At 68.5% G+C, this 21,246-nt stretch carries 17 protein-coding genes, 3 rRNA genes and 1 pseudogene; 11 read left to right on the forward strand and 10 right to left on the reverse strand.

The window, feature by feature from the left end; genetic code table 11:
* Positions 1-2 precede the first annotated feature (2 nt).
* Complete coding sequence (argH, locus tag ACN27J_RS02950) at positions 3-1,466, forward strand: argininosuccinate lyase (protein WP_421363267.1); 1,464 nt, start codon at positions 3-5, stop codon at positions 1,464-1,466.
* Positions 1,467-1,507: 41 nt separating this feature from the next.
* Here the strand turns inward: argH and ACN27J_RS02955 are convergent, their stop codons facing one another.
* Positions 1,508-1,843: an antibiotic biosynthesis monooxygenase family protein gene (locus ACN27J_RS02955; protein WP_421363269.1), complete on the reverse strand. Its 336-nt coding sequence runs from the start codon at positions 1,841-1,843 to the stop codon at positions 1,508-1,510.
* A 50-nt stretch (positions 1,844-1,893) separates the two neighbouring features.
* Here ACN27J_RS02955 and ACN27J_RS02960 point away from each other — a divergent pair, with 50 nt between their 5' ends.
* Positions 1,894-2,547 carry a DNA-3-methyladenine glycosylase gene (locus tag ACN27J_RS02960; protein WP_421363272.1) on the forward strand — a complete coding sequence of 218 codons (654 nt, stop codon included), beginning with the start codon at positions 1,894-1,896 and terminating at the stop codon, positions 2,545-2,547.
* Between the two features lie 50 nt (positions 2,548-2,597).
* Here ACN27J_RS02960 and ACN27J_RS02965 read toward each other — a convergent pair whose 3' ends face one another.
* A complete protein-coding gene (locus ACN27J_RS02965) occupies positions 2,598-2,864 on the reverse strand; it encodes a hypothetical protein (RefSeq protein WP_421363275.1) in 267 nt (88 codons plus the stop codon).
* Between the two features lie 73 nt (positions 2,865-2,937).
* Positions 2,938-3,078: a hypothetical protein gene (locus tag ACN27J_RS02970; RefSeq protein ID WP_421363278.1), complete on the reverse strand. Its 141-nt coding sequence runs from the start codon at positions 3,076-3,078 to the stop codon at positions 2,938-2,940.
* A 55-nt stretch (positions 3,079-3,133) separates the two neighbouring features.
* On the opposite strand from ACN27J_RS02970, the gene ACN27J_RS02975 reads away from it, so the two are divergent.
* Positions 3,134-4,456: a helix-turn-helix domain-containing protein gene (locus ACN27J_RS02975; RefSeq protein WP_421363281.1), complete on the forward strand. Its 1,323-nt coding sequence runs from the start codon at positions 3,134-3,136 to the stop codon at positions 4,454-4,456.
* Here the strand turns inward: ACN27J_RS02975 and ACN27J_RS02980 are convergent.
* Entirely contained in the window at positions 4,432-5,262 is an 831-nt protein-coding gene (locus tag ACN27J_RS02980; RefSeq protein ID WP_421363283.1) for a sulfotransferase family protein, read from the reverse strand. The two genes, ACN27J_RS02975 and ACN27J_RS02980, sit on opposite strands and share 25 nt — an antisense overlap.
* 215 nt (positions 5,263-5,477) lie before the next feature.
* Between ACN27J_RS02980 and ACN27J_RS02985 the strand changes: the two genes are divergently transcribed.
* Entirely contained in the window at positions 5,478-6,896 is a 1,419-nt protein-coding gene (locus ACN27J_RS02985; protein WP_421372086.1) for a hemolysin family protein, read from the forward strand.
* On the opposite strand, the gene ACN27J_RS02990 is transcribed toward ACN27J_RS02985, so the two are convergent.
* From ACN27J_RS02990 to ACN27J_RS03000, 3 genes are all read right to left on the reverse strand, one after another.
* Positions 6,805-7,461: a TRM11 family SAM-dependent methyltransferase gene (locus ACN27J_RS02990; protein WP_278168793.1), complete on the reverse strand. Its 657-nt coding sequence runs from the start codon at positions 7,459-7,461 to the stop codon at positions 6,805-6,807. The two genes, ACN27J_RS02985 and ACN27J_RS02990, sit on opposite strands and share 92 nt — an antisense overlap.
* An 81-nt stretch (positions 7,462-7,542) precedes the next feature.
* Complete coding sequence (locus tag ACN27J_RS02995; protein ID WP_421363286.1) at positions 7,543-8,124, reverse strand: hypothetical protein; 582 nt, start codon at positions 8,122-8,124, stop codon at positions 7,543-7,545.
* 86 nt (positions 8,125-8,210) lie between these two features.
* Complete coding sequence (locus ACN27J_RS03000) at positions 8,211-9,002, reverse strand: hypothetical protein (RefSeq protein ID WP_421363289.1); 792 nt, start codon at positions 9,000-9,002, stop codon at positions 8,211-8,213.
* A gap of 17 nt (positions 9,003-9,019) precedes the next feature.
* On the opposite strand from ACN27J_RS03000, the gene ACN27J_RS03005 reads away from it, so the two are divergent.
* Positions 9,020-9,193, forward strand: coding sequence for a hypothetical protein (locus ACN27J_RS03005; protein WP_421363292.1), 174 nt, complete (start codon positions 9,020-9,022; stop codon positions 9,191-9,193).
* A 37-nt stretch (positions 9,194-9,230) separates the two neighbouring features.
* On the opposite strand, the gene ACN27J_RS03010 is transcribed toward ACN27J_RS03005, so the two are convergent.
* Positions 9,231-10,265 (reverse strand): App1 family protein, encoded by a 1,035-nt coding sequence (locus tag ACN27J_RS03010; RefSeq protein WP_278174476.1) that lies wholly within the window; start codon positions 10,263-10,265, stop codon positions 9,231-9,233.
* A 124-nt stretch (positions 10,266-10,389) separates the two neighbouring features.
* Positions 10,390-10,881, reverse strand: coding sequence for an OsmC family protein (locus ACN27J_RS03015; protein WP_421363295.1), 492 nt, complete (start codon positions 10,879-10,881; stop codon positions 10,390-10,392).
* Positions 10,882-11,119: 238 nt separating this feature from the next.
* Here ACN27J_RS03015 and tyrS point away from each other — a divergent pair, with 238 nt between their 5' ends.
* From tyrS to rrf, 4 genes are all read left to right on the forward strand, one after another.
* Positions 11,120-12,403, forward strand: a complete 1,284-nt coding sequence (gene tyrS, locus ACN27J_RS03020) for a tyrosine--tRNA ligase (protein ID WP_421363299.1) — start codon at positions 11,120-11,122, stop codon at positions 12,401-12,403.
* A 661-nt stretch (positions 12,404-13,064) separates the two neighbouring features.
* Positions 13,065-14,581 (forward strand): 16S ribosomal RNA (locus tag ACN27J_RS03025).
* Between the two features lie 356 nt (positions 14,582-14,937).
* Positions 14,938-18,043 (forward strand): 23S ribosomal RNA (locus tag ACN27J_RS03030).
* A 71-nt stretch (positions 18,044-18,114) separates the two neighbouring features.
* Positions 18,115-18,231: ribosomal RNA gene (gene rrf, locus ACN27J_RS03035) — 5S ribosomal RNA — on the forward strand.
* Together the 16S, 23S and 5S rRNA genes form the textbook arrangement of a ribosomal RNA operon.
* A 524-nt stretch (positions 18,232-18,755) precedes the next feature.
* Here rrf and ACN27J_RS03040 read toward each other — a convergent pair.
* The gene (locus ACN27J_RS03040; protein WP_421363302.1) at positions 18,756-19,142 is read right to left on the reverse strand and encodes a hypothetical protein; all 387 of its coding nucleotides are present in this window, start codon (positions 19,140-19,142) and stop codon (positions 18,756-18,758) included.
* A 357-nt stretch (positions 19,143-19,499) separates the two neighbouring features.
* Here ACN27J_RS03040 and ACN27J_RS03045 point away from each other — a divergent pair.
* Both ACN27J_RS03045 and ACN27J_RS03050 read left to right on the forward strand, forming a co-directional pair.
* Positions 19,500-20,153: pseudogene (locus ACN27J_RS03045) on the forward strand (Replicase polyprotein 1ab); the annotation flags it as partial.
* Between the two features lie 26 nt (positions 20,154-20,179).
* Positions 20,180-21,220 carry an HAD-IIA family hydrolase gene (locus tag ACN27J_RS03050; RefSeq protein ID WP_421363304.1) on the forward strand — a complete coding sequence of 347 codons (1,041 nt, stop codon included), beginning with the start codon at positions 20,180-20,182 and terminating at the stop codon, positions 21,218-21,220.
* The last annotated feature ends 26 nt before the right edge of the window (positions 21,221-21,246 follow it).

A 21,246-nucleotide genomic window follows, 5' to 3' on the forward strand; every position in this document is an offset into this window, starting at 1 on the left:
CAATGGTCGCCGTGGACGACAAGAGCCTGACCGAGAACACCGCCAGCCCGAACCGCACCAGCCTGTGGGGTGGCCGCTTCGCCGGCGGGCCGGCCGAGGCGCTGGCCCGCCTGTCGGTCAGCGTCCAGTTCGACTGGCGGCTGGCCCCGTACGACATCGCCGGCTCCCGGGCGCACGCCCGGGTGCTGGCCGCCGCCGGCCTGCTCGACCCGGACGAACTGGGCCGGATGCTGGCCGCGTTGGACGACCTGGAGGCGGCCTGCGCCTCCGGGTCGTTCCGGCCGACCGTGGACGACGAGGATGTACACACCGCGCTGGAACGCGGCCTGCTGGAGCGGCTCGGCTCGCTCGGCGGCAAGCTGCGTGCCGGCCGGTCCCGCAACGACCAGGTCGCCACCGACCTGCGGCTGTACCTGCGCGACCACGCCCGTGGCCTGGCCGCACAGCTGGTCGAGCTGGCCGCTGCCCTGGTCGAGCAGGCAGAGCGGCACCTGGAGACCCCCGCGCCCGGGATGACCCACGTGCAGCACGCCCAGCCGGTGACGTTCGGGCACTGGCTGCTCGCCCACGTCCATCCGCTGCTGCGCGACCTGGACCGGTTGCGCGACTGGGACGCCCGTACCGCCGTGTCGCCGTTGGGCGCCGGCGCGCTGGCCGGCTCCGGCCTTCCGCTGGATCCGGTCGCGGTCGCCAAGGAGCTGGGATTCCGGACCTCGTTCGCCAACTCGATGGACGCGGTCGCCGACCGGGACTTCGCCGCCGAGTTCCTCTTCGTCACCGCGATGGTCGGGGTGCACCTGTCCCGGCTGGGGGAGGAGGTGGTGCTCTGGACCTCGCAGGAGTTCGGCTGGGTGGAGCTCGACGACGCCTTCGCCACCGGGTCGTCGATCATGCCGCAGAAGAAGAACGCCGACATCGCCGAGCTGGCCCGGGGCAAGTCCGGCCGGCTCGTCGGCGGGCTGGTGGCCGTGTTGACCATGCTCAAGGGGCTGCCGCTGACCTACGACCGGGACATGCAGGAGGACAAGGAGCCGGCGTTCGACGCCGTCGACACCCTGCAACTGCTGCTGCCGGCCCTGGCCGGGATGATCTCCACCATGACGGTACGGGTGGACCGGCTCGCCGCCGCCGCCCCGGCCGGGTTCACCCTGGCCACCGAGGTGGCGGACTGGCTGGTCCGTAAGGGTGTGCCGTTCCGGGACGCGCACGAGGTCACCGGCAAGCTGGTGGCGCTCTGCTCGGCCCGGGAGTGTGCGCTCGACGAGGTCTCCGACGACGATCTGCGGCTGGTCAGCGAGCACCTGGACGCCAGCGTCCGGGACGTGCTCTCGGTACGGTCGGCGCTCGCGGTGCGGACCACGCCGGGCTCGACCGGCCCCGGTCCGGTGGCCGACCAGTTGGTTGCCGTGACGGAGCAACTGAGCGGGTGGCGGCAGTGGGCGGCGGAGTCGGTGGTGCCCCGCTGACCTGGCCGGCGGCCGGATCCGGGTCACCGGCCGGGTCCGGGTCACCGGGTGGGCGGCGGGAACCGGTAGGCCCGCTCCACCCGAGCCACGTGCACCGCGAAGCTGGCGTACCACCGGGCCCGGCCATCGGTCTGGGCGATCAGATGCTCGACGTGTCGACGCCAGGCGACGATCGACTCCTCGTCACGCCAGTAGGAGACGGTGATGCCGACCCCGTCGGGGTCCCGGGCACTGTCCACGCCCAGGAAGCCTGGCTGCGCGTCGGCGAGTTCCAGCATTCGGCGGGCGGTGGCCGCGTAGCCGTGGTCGTCGTCGGTGCGGGTGGAGGCGAAGACCACCAGGTAGTACGGCGGTGGCGGGGTGTCGGCGGGACTCATCGGTCGCTCCCGGGCGGTGGTGTGCTGGGTCGCTGTGCTGTGCTGGCACCATGAGACCACCCGCGCAGGTCGGCGATCTCGCGACGGTGCTCGCCGGACCGGTCGACGTCGCGGCCCGCGCGTTGCTGGGCTGCCGGGTCGCCGTCGGCGATGTCGAGGTCCGGCTCACCGAGGTCGAGGCGTACGCCGGGGTCGGCGCCGACCCCGCCTCGCACGCCCACCGGGGCCGTACGCCGCGTAATGCCCCGATGTTCGGGCCGCCCGGGCAGCTGTACGTCTACTTCAGCTACGGCATGCACTGGTGTGGCAACGTGGTCACCGGCCCGCCGGGACAGGCAGCGGCGGTGCTGCTGCGGGCCGGCGAGATCGTCGCCGGTCACGGGGCTGTCCGGCGCCGCCGTGGCCTGCGGGTGCCGGACCGGGACCTGGCCCGTGGTCCGGCCCGGTTGATGGCCGCGCTCGGGCTGGACGGCACGGCGAACGGTACGTCGGTGCTCGACGGCACCGGCCCGCTGTCGCTGACGCCATCGCCGGTGCCGATCCCGGCCGGGGCTGTCCGCACCGGCCCCCGGGTGGGGGTGGGCGCGGCCTCGCACACGCCATGGCGCTTCTGGCTGGCCGGCGAGCCGACGGTCAGCGCGTACCGCCGGGCCGCTCCCCGGCCGCGCGGTGGCCGGACCGGGGCGCCGAACGTGACCGGATGACGGGCGACCGGTGCGATCGGATGACGGGAGACGGGTGCGGCGGCAGGCGGTCAGCCGGCGCGACGCGACGGCCGCTCCGCCCACGGCAGCAGGCCGTCCTCGACGGCCCGCCGGGCAAGCTCCAGTTTCGTCTGTGCCGGGCGGCCGGCGGCGGCGTACTTGCGCTTGACCCGTTCGAGGTACTGCTTGGCGGTGCCGAGACCGACGCCGACGCGACGGGCAGAGGCGACCATGGTCAGCCCGGACAGGTAGGCGACCAGGACTGCGGTCTCCTGCTGGGAGAGCCGTGGACCGGGGTGGTACGAGGGCTCGGACACGGGCGACCTCCGGAGCTGTTGACTCCGGAAGAGTAGGCAGTTGACTGTCAGCCAGTCAATGAGTTGACAAGATCTAGTGTTCGATGCCGCAACAGGACGGCCAGCCGCGCGGACTTGACCCGGACTGACCGCCCGGTCCCGCCGCGCCGCCGACCCCAGCCAGGGCCAACACGGCGACGAGCGCGACGGCGAACGCCACGCGAGACAACTTCATCGCCCCTCCTTGACAGGTGGTATAAACCTCCGTGCAGTAAATAAGGGGGCCGGACATGAGTCAACAAGTTCACCCGGACTTCCCCCGGCGGCTGCGAGCCCTGCGGGTCGCGCGCAACATGACCCAGCGGGAGCTGGCCCGGGGAAGCCTGTCGGTCAGCTACATCTCGTTGCTCGAAGCCGGGCGCCGGTCACCCAAGCCGGAGGTGTTGCGCGAACTGGCGCAGACCCTCGGCTGCTCGGTGGCCGAACTCGCCGGGGAAGCGGACGCGGTCGCCACCAGACCCGCCGCGCTGACCCTGTCGTACGGTCGGCTCGCCATCGAAGCCGGGGACCCGACCGAGGCGGAACGACAGTTCAGCAGCGTCCTGGCCACCGCCGCGCCGGACCCGCTGACCCGGACCGAGGCGCAGCTCGGCCTGGCCCGCGCGCTGGCCGAGCAGGGCCGGCTGGCCGAAGCCGCCCAGCAGTACGAGTCGCTGCTGCGCGACAACCCCGACGGCCCGGCGTTCGTCGCCTCGCTCGGCATGGTGATCAGCTGGATCCGGTGCCTCTACGAGCTCGGCGAACTGCAGCGGGTGATCGAGGTCGGGATGGGCACCCTGGACCGCGTCGACCGCCTCGGTGCCTGGGAGTCCGAGGACGCGGTCCGGCTGCTCGCCACGGTCGCCGCCGCCCACTCCGAGCTGGGCGACCTGCGACAGGCCGAACGGCTGCTGCGCGAAGGCCTGCAGCGCGCCGACCGGATCGGCTCACCCCGGGCCCGGGCAGCGGTGCTCTGGAACGCCAGCCAGGTCGCCTGCGAACAGGGCAGCTACCGGGAGGCCCTGGAACTCGCCGAGGAGGCGCTGGCCTTCTTCCGCCAGGACCGCGACCGACGCAGCGCCGCCCGGCTGCTCACCGCGTACGGCTGCATCCTGCTCAGCCACACCCCACCCCGCGTCGGCGAGGCCCGCACGGCGTTCGAACGGGCGCTGCGCGAGCTCACCGAGGTCGGCGGCGGGATCGACCGCGGCTACGTACTGACCGAACTGTCCCGCACCTTGCTGCTGGACGGCGACGTGGCCGGCGCGGTGCGCAGCGCCCGGCGGTCGCTGGCCGAGCTCGGCGGGCAGGCACACCTGGAGCGGGCCCGGGCGCAGACCGCGCTCGCCGCCGCGCTGGCCGCCGCCGGCGACATCACCGAGTCCCGGGAGATGTTCGCCGGCGCCGCCGCGACCCTCAGCGGGCTGCGCGCCTCGCGACAGGCGTCCCGGGCCTGGGCCGAGCTCGGTGACGTGCTGGCCGACACCGGCGATCCGGTCGGTGCCGTCGAGGCGTTCCGCAAGGCCACCGCCGCAGTGCACCTCGGCCTTCAGCCGTCCCGCCGGGCCGGATAGCCCCAGCCCTGGGCAACCTCGAACAGCGGACCCGGCAGCGCCACGTCGGCCGGCAGTTCCCGGGGCGGCTGGACCGTGCCGGTACGGATCCGCCCGGTCCAGTCACCCAGCCCGGCCTTGATCCGGCCATGGTCGAACCGGCCGTACTCCACCATGTCCGATTCCCACTCCAGACCGAGGAACTCGCAGATGCGCCGGGTCTCGGTCGTCGGATCGGCCGCCAGATCCTCGTAGCGGACCGTGTGTCCGGGAAGTACCCGGCGTGCCTCGGCGAGTTTGGTCAGGTACCGGCCGACGCTCTCGGCCGCCTCCTGCGGCGTCTGCTGGGGCCGGGCCCTGGTCCACGAGTCGAGGATCGCGGCCGGGTGGCGCAGTAGGAACACGAACCGCGCGTCCGGCCACACCTGAGCGATCCGGGGCCAGATGAACACGTTGTGCGGAGTCTTCTCGACCAGGACCTGTTTGCCACTGCGCTGCAACGCCGCGTCCAACACCCGGTCCCACAGCAGGTGGGTGATTTCCTGAGCGTCCCAGCCCAACTCGCCCATGCTGTCCGTGATGTAGTGGTCACTGAACTCCACCCGCAACTTGCTCAGATGCAGCTCGTGCGGAGCGTAGAGCGAAGAGTGGCTGTTCAGCATCATTCGCAGCAGTGTCGACCCCGACCGGACCGACGACAGAATGAACACCGGTTGGCGCAGCAGCCGGTGCGGGCGGCGGACGAAGGCGGGACGGCCGCCCCGGCGGGTGATCTGCATTCCGGTCGACCGGGCGATCCGTACGGCAAGGTGATGCTTCCAGCTCATGTGAACCGACATTACGAAGTCTTGCTGAGAAAATGCTAGGGGTCTTCGCCCGCCGGCCGGGCACAGCGACGGCGGATGGCAGGTGACCGGCGGGCCGACCGGCCCGGAAGTCCGAAAGGATGGCAGGATTCGCATTCGGCCCGGGTGGGCAAAGCAGGCCGCAGCACACCGGCGACGGAATCCGGGTCACGACGGCGGCGATGGAAGGTGCGTACGTGCAGGGGTACGGAACACAACTCGCGCTGGTCGGGATCCTGGTGGTGTTGAACGCGGTCTTCGCCGGTAGCGAAATCGCCCTGGTGTCGCTGCGCGACAGCCAGCTGCAGCGGCTGGAACGGTCCCGCCGGACGGGTCGGGTCCTGGCCAAGCTCGCCAAGGACCCGAACCGGTTCCTTGCCACCATTCAGATCGGCATCACCCTGGCCGGGTTCCTGGCCTCGGCCACCGCTGCGGTGTCGCTGGCCCAGCCGTTGGTGCCAGTGCTGGACGTGCTCGGCCGGGCTGCGGAGCCGGTGGCGATCGTGCTGATCACCCTGGTGCTGACCTTCGTCACACTGGTCTTCGGCGAACTGGCCCCGAAGCGGGTGGCCATGCAGCGGGCCGAGCGGTGGGCGCTGGCGGTGGCCCGGCCCCTCGACATGATGGCCAGCCTGGCCCGGCCGGCGGTCTGGGCGCTCGGCGCCACCAGCGACCTCGTGGTCCGCCTCGTCGGCGGCGACCCGAAGGCGACCCGCGACGAGATCAGCCCGGACGAACTGCGCGACATCGTAACCGGTCACCGGGCGTTCACCGCCGAACAGCAGACCATCATCTCCGGGGCACTGGAGATCGCCGACCGGCGGCTGCGGGCGGTGCTGGTGCCCCGGCTGGAGGTCTTCACCCTGGACAGCGGGACGTCTGCCGAGGCGGCCCGGATCGTGCTGGCCACCTCCGGGCACTCCCGCGCGCCGGTGGTCCGTAACGGGATGCTGGACGACACCGTAGGCGTGATCCACCTGCGCGACCTGGTCGGCGTACCCGATGACCGGCCGGTCGACGCGGTGGCCCGCCCGCCCATGCTGCTGCCCGAGTCCCTGCCGGTGGTCGACGCGTTGCGGCGGTTCAAGACACACCGCCAGCACATCGCGCTGGTCGTCGACGAACGCGGTGCCGTCGACGGCATCGTCACCCTGGAGGACGTACTGGAGGAGATCGTCGGCGAGATCTACGACGAGACCGACCGGGACATCCGCGCCGTACGCACCGAGCCGGACGGCACCATGCTGGTCCCCGGGACCTTCCCCGTGCACGACCTGCCGGACATCGGGGTCGACCTGCCCGGCCGCCCGGACGGCGACTACACGACCGTGGCAGGTCTGGTGCTGGCCCGGCTCGGCCACATTCCCACCGACGCGGGCGAGTCGGTCCGGGTCGACGGCTGGACCATCACCGTCGCCTCCGTCGACCACCACGCCATCAGTGGTGTACGGCTGCGCCGATCCTCGCGGGACGACGGCGACCGTGCGGGTGACGGCGACCGTGCCGACGCCGAGAACCGCCCGCTCAGCTCGGCCGTTGAAAGACCAGACAGTAATCGCCGGTCAGCCAGTCGGGCTGGTGGTCCCAACACAGGAACGACTCCTGAAGCAGAGTGAGATGGGCGCGGATCACCCGACCCACGTCCCAGGCGAGGGTGGTCACCCGACCGTCGACCCGCATGTTCGCCACGTTGACCACGGCGTGGCCGCCCGGCCGCAGCAACTGGGCGACCTGACCGAACACGTCACCGATCTCGTCGAGATAGCTGGTGTAGTCACCGTCGAGGGTCTCGTAGGCGTTGAGCGGGTTCTCCGGATGGTCCGTCGCGTCCATGTAGGGCGGTGAGGTCAGGCAGAGGTCGAACGGCCCGTCGACCAGACCGATCAACTTCCGGGCGTCACCGTCGACGATCTCGGCACCGGCCGCCCCGGCGAGCCGCTGCCGGATCAGCGCGACCCGGTCGGGCAGCAGTTCGACGCCGGTCGCCCGTCGACCCATCCGCGCCGCGGTCACCAGTGTGGTGCCATAGCCGGCGAACGGGTCCAGCACCGCCTGCCCGGGCGTGGTGTACTCGTCGATCACCGCCTCGACCAGAGCCTCCGGAAAGTGCACCTGCTGGTCCTCACCCGCCGGTAGTTGGGCGATCAGGTCAGTGCTGGTCAGCTGCAGCCACGGTCTCACCCGACCATTGTCCCTCGCGGGAGTGGCGGCGGCCGGCCGCCCTGCGTCGACGGTGCACGGACTACTCCGACGGCGCACGGACTACTCCGACGCCGCGTCGTCGCTCTGCCCGGACTGGCGACGGTTGCGCAGCGCCACCCAGGTGGCACCGAACACGATCGCTCCGGCCAGGCAGACCGCGACCGCGTGACCGCTGCCGGTCCAGCCGAACCAGTCCTGCAACAGCATCCGGGAGCGGGACGTGGGATCCACCAACGTGATCGCCACGAACGCGGCGACCAGTACTCCGGCGCCGAGGGCGAACGCGGTCGCCCACGGCCCGCTCGGTCCGAACCGGCCGTGCAGCACCAGCACAGCGCGCACGATCCGCCGGGCCCGGACCAGCCGTAACGTGCCTACCGTGTAGATCAACCGGAACACCTGCAGCGGCCCCAACGCCAGGATGGTGACCGGGACCACGATCAGGGTCAGGGTCACCAGCCCTCGGTTGCGCCGCAACCACGCCAGCCGGTCGGCGGAGAAGGCCAGCAGTACGGCGGTCTCGGCGACCAGCACCGCTCCGCTCGCCCAGTGCAGTACCTCACCGACCGTCGCCAGGGCCCCGCCGGTGAGGGTGAGGAACACCGCCGGAACCGAGGCCAGCGCCGCGACCAGCACCGGCACCGCCAGTCGCCGTTCCCACCGGGCGGATCGGTCCCGGCCGGACCCGCCAGCCGGCTGATCGCTTGCAGATCGGTCGTCGGCGCTGGTCATCCCGATGGGTCGGCGGCCCGCCGTCCGACGGTCGCCGACGGAACCCGGACCGCGATCTCCACACCGAGCTGCGCACCGTCGCTCAGCCGGAGTCGGTCACCGCTCCAGAACCGGCCCGGGTCGTACCAGTTGGTTCGCCGGCCTGTTGGCAGCAGCCCCATCGCCTCGTAGGTCACCGCGACCACCTCGGCGCAGTAGACACTCTCCAGATCCGTCCGGCCGGCAGCACCGTCAGCCGACGGTCCGGCGCCACCCGACCCCTCGGCTGCTTCGGCGCCACCCGTACCCCGACCAACTGGCGGCAACCAGCTGGCCAACCGTTCGCGTACCGCGCCGGCCAGCGGCGCCCGCCGTACGGACGGGGCACGACCCCGTAGCCACCGCCAGGCCAGCGCGGCGGTGGACGGGAACGGGGTGCCGTCCAACCGGGCGACGGTCCGTAGCACGGCATCCTCCATCGCGCTGTCGGCGGGCGGCTCCAACTGCCGCAGCCAGGCCCGCTGACCGTAGCGCCGCGCCCAGACCGTGACCGCGTCGCGCAGGTCGTGCAGCTGCACCCCTCTGTGGTGGCTGCCCGACCACATGTCCGGCAGCGACCGACCGAGCTCGGCGTGCCACAGCAGCGGCGGGAGGTCCTCGATCACCACCGCCATCCCCACGTGGTTCACCGGGCTGTTCGTGGTCATCTGGATCGCCCGGTCGGGCATCGTGCGCCCGCGGAACAGCCACAGGTCACCGGTGCGGGTCAGCTCGACCGCCGCGTCGAGGGAGAGTGGTTCGCCGGTCACCCGACTACCCTAGGCGGATGCGTTGGTGGAAGGTAATGGGCCTGGCCGCGTTCGTCGGGGTCGCCGCGACCGGAGCGGTCGTCGTCCGCGCTGAACGCCGCCGTCGGGCCTACACCGCAGAGGAGATCCGCGACCGGCTCCGACAGCGGGTCGTCGAAGCCGGACCGGCGGACACCCCGCCCCCAGACTGAGCCGCTGGTCAGCTGAGCCGCCGGCTCCGGCAGCCGGTCACAGCAGTCGCGCCTCGCGCAGCAGGTGCGCCAGGCCGGCGCCGTCGGGCGCGGACAACCACCGCCGGCCACCCGGCCCGGCAGCCCTGGAGGTCTCACCGGCCGGTGCCGGCAGATTGCCGGCCAGGACCGCCTGGGTCGGCGAGAGCCGACGGATCGCCACCGCAGCCAAGCTGTCCGGGTGCTGCGCCGCGAATTCGGCGTAGATCTCCGGATCGTGCTGCCCGTCGTCGCCCACCAGCAGCCAGCGGATCTGCGGGAACTCCTCCGCCAACCTGGCCAGGCTGGCGCGCTTGTGCTCCCGACCGCTGCGGAACCACCGTTCGGTGGTCGGACCCCAGTCCGTCAGCAGCAGCGGGCCGGCCGGGTAGAGATGCCGGGACAGGAACCGGCTCAGGGTCGGCGCGACGTTCCAGGCACCGGTGGACAGGTAGAGCACCGGCGCACCGGGATGCGCGGTGACCAGGCGTTCGTACAGCACCGCCATCCCGGCGACCGAGGCCCGGGCGTGCTCGTCCAACACGAACGTGTTCCACGCCGCCAGCATCGGCCGGGGCAGCGCGGTCACCATGACCGTGTCGTCGATGTCGGAGATGATGCCGAACCGGACCTGCGGGTCGACGATACGTACCGGCGCGTCGACCGGCTCGGAGTCACCGCTGTGCAGCCGTACCGATGTCCAGCCGGGCTCCAGATCGGCTGGCACGACGGTGTCCACGAACCCGCCCCGGTCGGCCTGGACCTCGTGCCGCTTGCCGCCGGCTTCGATCACCACCGGCGCGTCCTTGACCGGCAGGGTGGCGAAACTGCGCCAGCCCCGTACCTTCTTCGCCCGCCGATGTGGGGGATCCGGCCGACCCAGCAGCACCCGGGCCATCACCCGGACCCAGCCCGGCGCACCGTAGCCGGTGTACGGAATGAGCGTCAGATCCCAACCTCGTCGCCGTAGCCGGCGTTCCAACAGGGCGTGGATGGCATCCTCGAGCCGGACGGCTCGGTGGGCGCCACGCGCCGCCGGGCTCACGGGTGTCATCGCCACGGTGCCACCCTGCCACAGCCGCCCGTTGCGGGCACGGCGTGGTGATCGACCACGTGAACCCCGCTCAGCCGGCCGGTGCCGCCGCCGACACCGGCCGATCCGGCGTCCTCGCCGCAGGTCAGGTAGCGGCCAGTTCGATCTCCACCTCGGGCGGGTCGAGCAACGTGTTGTGCACCGTGCAGTGCGCGGCGACGGCCAGCAGCGCCGCCCGGCGTCCGGCCGGCAGTCCGTCCGGAACGCTCAGTTCGATCCGCACCGCGGCCACCCGGGCCGGCCGGTCGGCCGCCATCACGTACCGGGCACCGACGGCGAGCCCGTCCCGGGACAGGCCGTGCCGGATCAGGTAGCGGCCGGCGTAGTACGCCACACACGACGCGAGCGCGGCGACGAACAACTCGACCGGCGTTGGTGCGCTGTCCGAGCCGCCGCCGCTGACCGGCTGGTCGACCATGATCTGGTGGCCACGGACCTGCACCGCGTACCGTTCGCCGTCGACGTGCCGCACGGTCAGCCCGGGCCGCTCAGCCGGCAGACGGATCGATTCGGTCGGCCCGACAGTGACCGGGTGACGGCTGTCACGCTGCTCGGTCATCGACTCGATGGTGTTCACCGTCGGCTCCCTCCGCCGGCGCTCGATAGCCCTGCCGGCACTCTCATTGCACCCCGTCCGGCGGTCCGCCGGGCAGAGTCGGGCGGCCCTGCCCGGCGGGCCGCCCGACCCGGCCCGGGGCCGCCCGGCCTGGCCCGGTCAACGACAGGTCCCGATGGGTTCACGGGTTCGGGGCGACCTGCGCCGCAGGTCGGAAACCGGATGTCCGTGCTGGTCCGCGATGAGGGACAATCGCGCCGTGACGGACGAACAAGACCCGGCCGGTACGCCCGACGTGCTGGACGAACTGCGCTGGCGAGGCCTGATCCAGGATGCCACGGATGTGACCGAGCTGGGTCGGCAGCTGCGCGACCCGACCACCTTCTACGTCGGCTTCGATCCGACGGCCCCCAGCCTGCATGTGGGCCACCTGGTCCAGGTGCTCACCGCCCGTCGGCTGCAACTCGCCGGACACCGGCCGCTGCTGCTGGTCGGCGGGGCCACCGGGCAGATCGGGGACCCGAAGGAGGGGGGTGAGCGTAACCTGAATCCGCCCGAGGTGGTGGCGGGCTGGGTCGACCGGATCCGCGACCAGCTCGCGCCGTTCGTCTCGTTCACCGGGCCGGTCGCGGCGCGGGCGGTCAACAACCTGGACTGGACCGGGCCGATGTCGGTCGTCGAGTTTCTCCGGGACGTGGGCAAGCACTTTCCGGTCAACCGGATGCTCGCCCGTGAGGTGGTCCGGGCCCGGCTGGACAGCGGCATCAGCTTTACCGAGTTCAGCTACCAGCTGCTGCAGGCGAACGACTTCTTCGAGCTGCACCGGCGGCACGGTTGCCTGCTGCAGTTCGGCGGCTCCGATCAGTGGGGCAACATCACCGCAGGGGTCGACTACGTACGCCGCCGTGGAGCCGGCCCGGTGCACGGTTTCACCACGCCGCTGGTCACCCGGTCGGACGGCACCAAGTTCGGCAAGACCGAGGGCGGCGCGGTCTGGTTGGACGCCGCGCTGACCAGCCCGTATGCCTTCTACCAGTTCTGGGTCAACGTCGACGACCGCGACGTCGGGCGGTTCCTGCGCTACTTCAGCTTTCAGGATCGCGAGACGATAGCCGAACTGGAGCGGGAGTCAGCGGCCCGGCCGGCTGCGCGGATCGCCCAGCGCGCGCTGGCTGAGGAGCTCACCGCCCTGGTGCACGGTCCGGTGGAGGCTGCCCAGGCGGTGGCAGCCAGCCAGGCCCTGTTCGGCCGGGGGTCACTGGACGAACTGGCTCCGGAGACACTGCACGCCGCGTTGCGTGAGGCGGGCCTGCTGACCGTGACCGGCGAGATGCCGGCAGTGGCCACGTTGCTGAAGGAGTCGGGACTCGTCGGCAGTCTGAACGAGGCACGCCGGGCGATCGCCGAAGGCGGCGCCTACCTCAACAATCAGCGGGTGTCGGACGTCGAGGCGGTGGTTGCGGCCGAGGCCCTGCTGTACGGCCGGTTCCTGGTGCTACGCCGCGGCAAGCGCACGTTTGCCGGGGTTGAGCTGGTCAGATAGGCGTCGATCGACGTTGTGACGTGGGACGCGCTCGCTCGATTTGACGACTGATCGGGCGGGCGCGTAACTTTCTCTCTGCCCGCAGGGGAACGGACGGAAACACCGGAGCCGCAATCGCAGCCGAGGTGACCGGTCGGAACTGTGGGACAACCTCCAGGTCCGGGTGTTCGCACCGAACGGAGCTGGCGGGCGGGGTCGCGAGGGTCGCACCGGCAGCGCCGGGGCCGATTTGGAGCGGCGAGACCGACCGGCTAGGGTTGATGACCGCAGGGCACCGGGCGAGCCGACGGAAACGTCGCGGCCGGCCTGCAAAACCGGGTACGGACACACGGGTTACACCGTGCGCTCGGCCAGGTGGTCAAACCGGCACGAAGCACCACGATCCGGAAAAACCCGGGTTGACGGGGCAAAAGAGTCGGAGTAAGGTAGTAAAAGTGCCCGGCGGAAGTCGGGTGGGACGGATGGCCCTGGTAGGGTTACCTGCTTGGTGTGGGTGGTTCTGCTGGTGTGTGTTTGTTCTTTGAGAACTCAACAGGGTGCTTGATAAGCCAGTGCCAAAGTTTGTTTGGTTCCCGGCTGGTTGACTGCCGCGTTTGTGGTGGTTTTCTGGTTGGTGATTCCTTGGCATTTTATATGCCGGGTTTGATTTCTTCACAAGTTTTTGTTGGAGAGTTTGATCCTGGCTCAGGACGAACGCTGGCGGCGTGCTTAACACATGCAAGTCGAGCGGAAAGGCCCTTCGGGGTACTCGAGCGGCGAACGGGTGAGTAACACGTGAGCAACCTGCCCCAGGCTTTGGGATAACCCCGGGAAACCGGGGCTAATACCGGATATTACATGCTGCCGCATGGTGGTGTGTGGAAAGTTTTTCGGCTTGGGATGGGCTCGCGGCCTATCAGCTTGTTGGTGGGGTGATGGCCTACCAAGGCGACGACGGGTAGCCGGCCTGAGAGGGCGACCGGCCACACTGGGACTGAGACACGGCCCAGACTCCTACGGGAGGCAGCAGTGGGGAATATTGCACAATGGGCGGAAGCCTGATGCAGCGACGCCGCGTGAGGGATGACGGCCTTCGGGTTGTAAACCTCTTTCAGCAGGGACGAAGCGTAAGTGACGGTACCTGCAGAAGAAGCGCCGGCCAACTACGTGCCAGCAGCCGCGGTAAGACGTAGGGCGCGAGCGTTGTCCGGATTTATTGGGCGTAAAGAGCTCGTAGGCGGCTTGTCGCGTCGACTGTGAAAACCCACAGCTCAACTGTGGGCTTGCAGTCGATACGGGCAGGCTAGAGTTCGGTAGGGGAGACTGGAATTCCTGGTGTAGCGGTGAAATGCGCAGATATCAGGAGGAACACCGGTGGCGAAGGCGGGTCTCTGGGCCGATACTGACGCTGAGGAGCGAAAGCGTGGGGAGCGAACAGGATTAGATACCCTGGTAGTCCACGCTGTAAACGTTGGGCGCTAGGTGTGGGGGGCCTCTCCGGTTCTCTGTGCCGCAGCTAACGCATTAAGCGCCCCGCCTGGGGAGTACGGCCGCAAGGCTAAAACTCAAAGGAATTGACGGGGGCCCGCACAAGCGGCGGAGCATGCGGATTAATTCGATGCAACGCGAAGAACCTTACCTGGGTTTGACATGGCCGCAAAACCTGCAGAGATGTGGGGTCCTTCGGGGGCGGTCACAGGTGGTGCATGGCTGTCGTCAGCTCGTGTCGTGAGATGTTGGGTTAAGTCCCGCAACGAGCGCAACCCTTGTTCGATGTTGCCAGCGCGTTATGGCGGGGACTCATCGAAGACTGCCGGGGTCAACTCGGAGGAAGGTGGGGATGACGTCAAGTCATCATGCCCCTTATGTCCAGGGCTTCACGCATGCTACAATGGCCGGTACAATGGGCTGCGATACCGTGAGGTGGAGCGAATCCCAAAAAGCCGGTCTCAGTTCGGATCGGGGTCTGCAACTCGACCCCGTGAAGTCGGAGTCGCTAGTAATCGCAGATCAGCAACGCTGCGGTGAATACGTTCCCGGGCCTTGTACACACCGCCCGTCACGTCACGAAAGTCGGCAACACCCGAAGCCGGTGGCCCAACCCCTTGTGGGAGGGAGCTGTCGAAGGTGGGGCTGGCGATTGGGACGAAGTCGTAACAAGGTAGCCGTACCGGAAGGTGCGGCTGGATCACCTCCTTTCTAAGGAGCGCTCTCCCGGCGAAGGTCGGGTAGGGAGCCTGCCGCCTCCGAGTGTGGGGTGGGGGTGCTCATGTGGCGGAGACACTGGTGAGTTCGTGTCGGCAACGGCTGATGCTGCTAGTACTGCTTCTGCTTTCGGGTGGGGGTGTGGAGGGTGGTGTTGGTGCGGCTGGTGTGGATGTTGGGCATCCTGTTGGGTCCTGAGGGAACAGGCCACGTGGTGGGTTGTTGTCTCTGGTGCCAGGCGCGGCCTGGTCTTGCATACCGGCCATCGTGTGTGGTGGTGCTGGTGTGGGGCTGGGGGTTGCGGGTTGGTCGTTTGTTGAGAATTACACAGTGGACGCGAGCATCTTTGTGGTCAAGTTGTCAAGGGCGAACGGTGGATGCCTTGGCACTAGGAGCCGATGAAGGACGTGGGAGGCCGCGATAGGCCTGGGGGAGCTGTCAACCGAGCTGTGATCCCAGGGTGTCCGAATGGGGAAACCTGGCATCAGTCATGTGGTGTCACCTGCACCTGAACTCATAGGGTGTGTGGAGGGAACGCGGGGAAGTGAAACATCTCAGTACCCGCAGGAAGAGAAAACAATAGTGATTCCGTGAGTAGTGGCGAGCGAAAGCGGATGAGGCTAAACCGGCTGCGTGTGATACCTGTCAGGGGTTGCGTGGTCGGGGTTGTGGGACTCTGCTGATCGGACTGACATTCGGTCGAGAAGTGATAAAGCCAGTTGTTAGCTGAATGGTGTGGAAAAGCCAGCCGTAGACGGTGATAGTCCGGTAGGTGAAAACTTCTGGTCTTCTGTGGATGTTCCCGAGTAGCGGCGGACCCCTGAAATCTGCCGTGAATCTGCCAGGACCACCTGGTAAGCCTAAATACTTCCTAGTGACCGATAGCGGACGAGTACCGTGAGGGAATGGTGAAAAGTACCCCGGGAGGGGAGTGAAATAGTACCTGAAACCGTTCGCCTACAATCCGTCGGAGCCTTTAGGGGTGACGGCGTGCCTTTTGAAGAATGAGCCTGCGAGTTAGTGGCATGTGGCGAGGTTAACCCGTGTGGGGTAGCCGTAGCGAAAGCGAGTCTGAAGAGGGCGTTTGAGTCGCATGTTCTAGACCCGAAGCGGAGTGATCTAGCCATGGGCAGGCTGAAGCGCGGGTAAGACCGCGTGGAGGGCCGAACCCACCAACGTTGAAAAGTTGGGGGATGACCTGTGGTTAGGGGTGAAAGGCCAATCAAACTCCGTGATAGCTGGTTCTCCCCGAAATGCATTTAGGTGCAGCGTTGCGTGTTTCTTGCCGGAGGTAGAGCACTGGATGGTCTAGGGGGCCTACAAGCTTACCGAAATCAGCTAAACTCCGAATGCCGGTAAGTGAGAGCGTGGCAGTGAGACTGCGGGGGATAAGCTTCGTAGTCGAGAGGGAAACAGCCCAGATCACCAGCTAAGGCCCCTAAGCGTGTGCTAAGTGGAAAAGGATGTGGGGTCGCTTAGACAACCAGGAGGTTGGCTTAGAAGCAGCCACCCTTTAAAGAGTGCGTAATAGCTCACTGGTCAAGTGGTTCCGCGCCGACAATGTAGCGGGGCTCAAGCACACCGCCGAAGCTGTGGCATTCACGCGTGTACTTCGCTGACTCTTTCGGGGGTTGGTGCAGGTGTGTGGATGGGTAGGGGAGCGTCGTGCCGGGGGTGAAGCAGCGGGGTGACCCAGCTGTGGACGCGGCACGAGTGAGAATGCAGGCATGAGTAGCGAAAGAAGGGTGAGAAACCCTTCCGCCGGATGACCAAGGGTTCCAGGGCCAGGCTAATCCGCCCTGGGTGAGTCGGGACCTAAGGCGAGGCCGAGAGGCGTAGTCGATGGACAACGGGTTGATATTCCCGTACCCGCGAAGGAGCGCCCATGATGAACCTCGTTGTGCTAACTGCCCGAACTTGGTGAGGTTTTCGGACTGATCTGAGGGAGCGCGGGAACCTGGCGGGTAGTAGTCAAGCGATGGGGTGACGCAGGAAGGTAGCTGATCCCGGCCGGTGGTTGTGCCGGGGTAAGCGTGTAGGCTGCATCATAGGTAAATCCGTGGTGCGTGAGGCTGAGACGTGATGCCGAGCCGATTCAGGTGAAGTCAGTGATCCTATGCTGCCGAGAAAAGCCTCTAGCGAGCTTCTAGCGGCCCGTACCCTAAACCGACACAGGTGGTCAGGTAGAGAATACCGAGGCGATCGGGCGAACTGTGGTTAAGGAACTCGGCAAATTGCCCCCGTAACTTAGGGAGAAGGGGGGCCGGAGACGTGAAGCCCCTTGCGGGTGGAGCGTTGTATGGCCGCAGAGACCAGGGGAAAGCGACTGTTTACTAAAAACACAGGTCCATGCGAAGAAGTAATTCGATGTATATGGACTGACGCCTGCCCGGTGCTGGAACGTTAAGGGGACCGGTTAGCTCTTCGGGGCGAAGCTGAGAACTTAAGCGCCAGTAAACGGCGGTGGTAACTATAACCATCCTAAGGTAGCGAAATTCCTTGTCGGGTAAGTTCCGACCTGCACGAATGGCGTAACGACTTTCCTACTGTCTCAACCACAGGCCCGGCGAAATTGCATTACGAGTAAAGATGCTCGTTACGCGCGGCAGGACGGAAAGACCCCGGGACCTTTACTATAGCTTGACATTGGTACTCGAATTAGCTTGTGTAGGATAGGTGGGAGACTGTGAAGCTGGTACGCCAGTATCGGTGGAGTCGTTGTTGAAATACCACTCTGGTTGATTTGGGTTTCTAACTTCGGACCGTGATCCGGTTCAGGGACAGTGTCTGGTGGGTAGTTTAACTGGGGCGGTTGCCTCCTAAAGGGTAACGGAGGCGCCCAAAGGTTCCCTCATCCTGGTTGGCAATCAGGTGTTGAGTGTAAGTGCACAAGGGAGCTTGACTGTGAGACTGACAGGTCGAGCAGGGACGAAAGTCGGGACTAGTGATCCGGCACTTGCGTGTGGAAGCGGTGTCGCTCAACGGATAAAAGGTACCCCGGGGATAACAGGCTGATCTTCCCCAAGAGTCCATATCGACGGGATGGTTTGGCACCTCGATGTCGGCTCGTCGCATCCTGGGGCTGTAGCAGGTCCCAAGGGTTGGGCTGTTCGCCCATTAAAGCGGTACGCGAGCTGGGTTTAGAACGTCGTGAGACAGTTCGGTCCCTATCCGCCGCGCGCGTAGGATACTTGAGAAGGGCTGTCCCTAGTACGAGAGGACCGGGACGGACGAACCTCTGGTGTGCCAGTTGTCCCGCCAGGGGCACGGCTGGTTGGCTACGTTCGGAAGGGATAACCGCTGAAAGCATCTAAGCGGGAAGCTCGCTTCAAGATGAGGTGTCCCACCCACTTTGTGGGGTAAGGCTCCCAGTAGATGACTGGGTTGATAGGCCGGAGATGTAAGCCAGGTAACTGGTTCAGTTGACCGGTACTAATAGGCCGAGGACTTGACTTCGAAGATGTACGCGTCCACTGTGTGATTCTGGGCAAACGGACACCGTGTTGTGTTTGGTTTGTTGTTAGGGTTACGGCGGTTATGGCGGAGGGGAAACGCCCGGTTACATTCCGAACCCGGTAGCTAAGCTCTCCAGCGCCGATGGTACTGCACTCGTGAGGGTGTGGGAGAGTAGGTCACCGCCGGACATCTTTACAGTTGAGGGCCGCTCCCTGCGGGGAGCGGCCCTCAACTGTGTCTGCCCGCCGTACTTCGGTTGGGCGGCATCAGGGAGGATGGAGTCGTGAACCCAACTGGGCAGGATGGCGACCGACCTCGCCGCGCCGACGAACGACCCGGTCGTGCCGGCGGCTACGGCGGCGGCCGGGGCGACCGGACACCGCGCCGAGACGACCGTGGCGACCGGACCCCGCGCCGGGACGACCACGACACCGGGCGGCGCGGTGGTGAGCGGGGTGGTGAGCGCGGTGCGGAGCGGTTCCGTTCCGACCGCCGGCAACCGTTCGCCGGTGAACGCCGGGCTGGTGCCACCGGTAATGACGGTGACCGCCGCCGAGGCGGTTGGGACAGTGACCGCCGACAGCCCGACGACCGCAGGGCCGGCGGTCGTGACCGTGGCTACGTGCGCCGTGACGAGTCCGGCACCGGCCGAGAACCGTCCGGGTTCCGTCGGCGTGACGATGGTGGGTTCCGTCGGCGCGACGACAGCGCATCACGGCCACACCGGGACCGACGCGGCGACTGGGAGCCGGCCCGCCGCCGTGACGACGACCGCCGGGGCGGCCAAGGGGAACCCGGTGGCGCTGCGGGGGGCAGAAACGGCGGCTTCCGCGGGGAGGGCAGGAGCTGGTCCGACGACGGCCGCCGCAGTGGGCCCCGCGAGGACCGAGGCTTCCGCGGCGACCGCCGGACCACGGGTGGGGACGGTGGCGAGCGCAGGCCCGACCGTGGCGGATCCCGGGCTGGGGGACCTCGCGCGCAGCGTGCTGACGGTGAGCGTCGGTTCGATGCCGGGCGGGGACGGGAGGACCGGCGCTTCGATCAGCGGGGTGGTGACCGACGTACCGGGCAGGGAGACGAGCGGCGCGACCGTTCCCACGGTGATCGCCGGTCGGGCAGCTTTCCGACCACCGGCCGACCGGCCGACCGGAGAAGCCCTCGGTCCGAGGATCGGCGCCCGCACTCCGGTGAGGCCGCCCGGTCCCGTGTCGACGGCGCGCCGGGGCAGTTCCGCAGGCGTACGGACGGTCCGACCGACCGGCCCTTCCGACGGGCATCGTCGGACCGTTCCGCGGAGGCCTCCGCCGCGCCATACCGTCGGCGCGACGAGGACGGTGCCGACCGCGTGGCCGAACGTACGCCGCCGCCGGAGTTGTCCGACGATATCCTCGCCACCGACCTGCACACCGAGATCCGGGCCGAACTGCTCGGACTGGCCCGACCGGTGGCCGACACGGTGGCCCGGCACCTCGTCGCCACTGGGCAGCTGCTCGACGAGGAGCCGGAGACGGCGCTCGCCCACGCCTTGGCGGCACGTCGGCTCGCCGCCCGCATCGCGGCGGTACGGGAAGCTGTCGGCTTGGCCGCGTACCGGGCCGGGCAGTGGCAGACCGCCGTCGCCGAACTCCGGACCTATCACCGGATGACCGGGCGTCAGACGCACCTCGCCGTACTGGCCGACTGCGAACGCGCCCTCGGCCGGCCGGAGCGGGCGATCGACATCTACCGTGGCGCGGATCGCGCCGGCCTGGACCCCGCCGCCGCCGTCGAGCTGTTGATGGTCGCCGCAGGTGCGCGTGGCGACCTGGGGCAGCCGGCCGCAGCGGTGGCGATGCTGCAGGTCCGGGAGTTGACCGTGGAGTCCGCCGAGCCATGGGTCTGCCGGCTCCGTTACGCGTACGCCGACGCGCTGCTCAGCGCTGGGCGTAAGGACGAGGCCCGGGAATGGTTCGCCCGGGCGGCCGAGGCCGACGAGGAGGCGGCGACTGACGCGACCGAGCGCCTTCTGGAGATCGACGGCGTACTGCTGACCGAGGACGAGCCGGACGAGCCGGACGGCGAGGCCGACGACGAGCCGGCCGCCACGTCACACCCCGGCAGCTCACCTCCCCGCAGCGCGGAAGAAGACCGGCCCCGATGACCCGAACCGACGACGCCACCGCTGGGCGCTGCGGGCTGTCCGCCGCATACGACCTGGTGATCTTTGATCTCGACGGGGTGATCTACCTGATCGACCGGCCCATCCCCGGGGCGGTCGAGGCGGTGGATCGGCTGCGGCGGGCCGGCCTGCCGGTCGCGTACGCGACGAACAATGCCTCCCGGCGTTCGGCCGACGTCGCCGGGCTGCTCCGTGGCATGGGGGTGCCGGCCACTGCCGACGAGGTGGTGACGTCGGCCGGTGCGACCGCCGCGCTGCTGGCGCAGCAGTACGGTCCAGGTGCCAAGGCGCTGGTCGTGGGCGCGGACGCGCTGCGTGACGAGCTCACCGAGGCCGGGCTGGCGCTGGTCGCGTCGGCCGATGACAAGCCTGCGGTGGTGGTTCAGGGGTACGGCCCCGGGATTGGGTGGGCCGATCTGGCGGAGGCATCGGTGGCGATCCGGGGCGGCGCCGACTGGGTGGCGACGAACACCGACCGGACCCTGCCCAGTGCCCGGGGACCGCTGCCCGGTAACGGCTCGCTGGTCGCCGCGCTGCGCACGGCGCTGAACCGGGAGCCGGACCAGGTCGTCGGCAAACCGGAACCGGGTTTGTTCGTCAGTACCGCTCGACGTGCCGGTGCCGAGCGGCCGCTGGTGGTCGGTGACCGGCTGGATACCGACATCGAAGGGGCGAACCGCGCCGGCATGGCGAGTCTGCTCGTGCTGACCGGGATCAGCGACGCTCGGGAACTGCTGGCCGCCCCGCCGGCACGCCGGCCGACGTACCTGGCGGCGGACCTCGCCGGACTGTTCGCGACCGACGCCGCCCGACCGATCGACGACGGGCCGACGGACGGTGTCGGGTGGCAGGTGCACCGCGACGGCCCGGCGGTGCTCGTCCTCGACGGCACCGGCGGTGACAGCGTGCAGGCGCTGCGGGTGCTCTGCCAGCACGCATGGCAGGGCGACCCGGTGACCGAGGTGCGATGCGAGTCCGCCGCAGCCGAGTCGGCGCTGCGTGTCCTGGCGCTGGCGTGACCCGACGTGCTGGGGTGGTCCGACGC

The sequence above is a fragment of the Solwaraspora sp. WMMB762 genome (assembly GCF_049179115.1).
Lineage (GTDB): Bacteria > Actinomycetota > Actinomycetes > Mycobacteriales > Micromonosporaceae > Micromonospora_E.

What these genes read in the sequence shown, in the direction of transcription:
- ACN27J_RS02980 (WP_421363283.1), bottom strand. Translation starts at nt 5,262, where the DNA reads ATGAGCTGGAAGCATCACCTTGCCGTACGGATCGCCCGGTCGACCGGA.
- ACN27J_RS02955 (WP_421363269.1), bottom strand. Translation starts at nt 1,843, where the DNA reads ATGAGTCCCGCCGACACCCCGCCACCGCCGTACTACCTGGTGGTCTTC.
- ACN27J_RS03050 (WP_421363304.1), top strand. Translation starts at nt 20,180, where the DNA reads ATGACCCGAACCGACGACGCCACCGCTGGGCGCTGCGGGCTGTCCGCC.
- ACN27J_RS02975 (WP_421363281.1), top strand. Translation starts at nt 3,134, where the DNA reads ATGAGTCAACAAGTTCACCCGGACTTCCCCCGGCGGCTGCGAGCCCTG.
- ACN27J_RS02970 (WP_421363278.1), bottom strand. Translation starts at nt 3,078, where the DNA reads ATGAAGTTGTCTCGCGTGGCGTTCGCCGTCGCGCTCGTCGCCGTGTTG.
- ACN27J_RS03010 (WP_278174476.1), bottom strand. Translation starts at nt 10,265, where the DNA reads ATGACACCCGTGAGCCCGGCGGCGCGTGGCGCCCACCGAGCCGTCCGG.
- ACN27J_RS02960 (WP_421363272.1), top strand. Translation starts at nt 1,894, where the DNA reads ATGAGACCACCCGCGCAGGTCGGCGATCTCGCGACGGTGCTCGCCGGA.
- ACN27J_RS03005 (WP_421363292.1), top strand. Translation starts at nt 9,020, where the DNA reads ATGCGTTGGTGGAAGGTAATGGGCCTGGCCGCGTTCGTCGGGGTCGCC.
- argH (WP_421363267.1), top strand. Translation starts at nt 3, where the DNA reads ATGGTCGCCGTGGACGACAAGAGCCTGACCGAGAACACCGCCAGCCCG.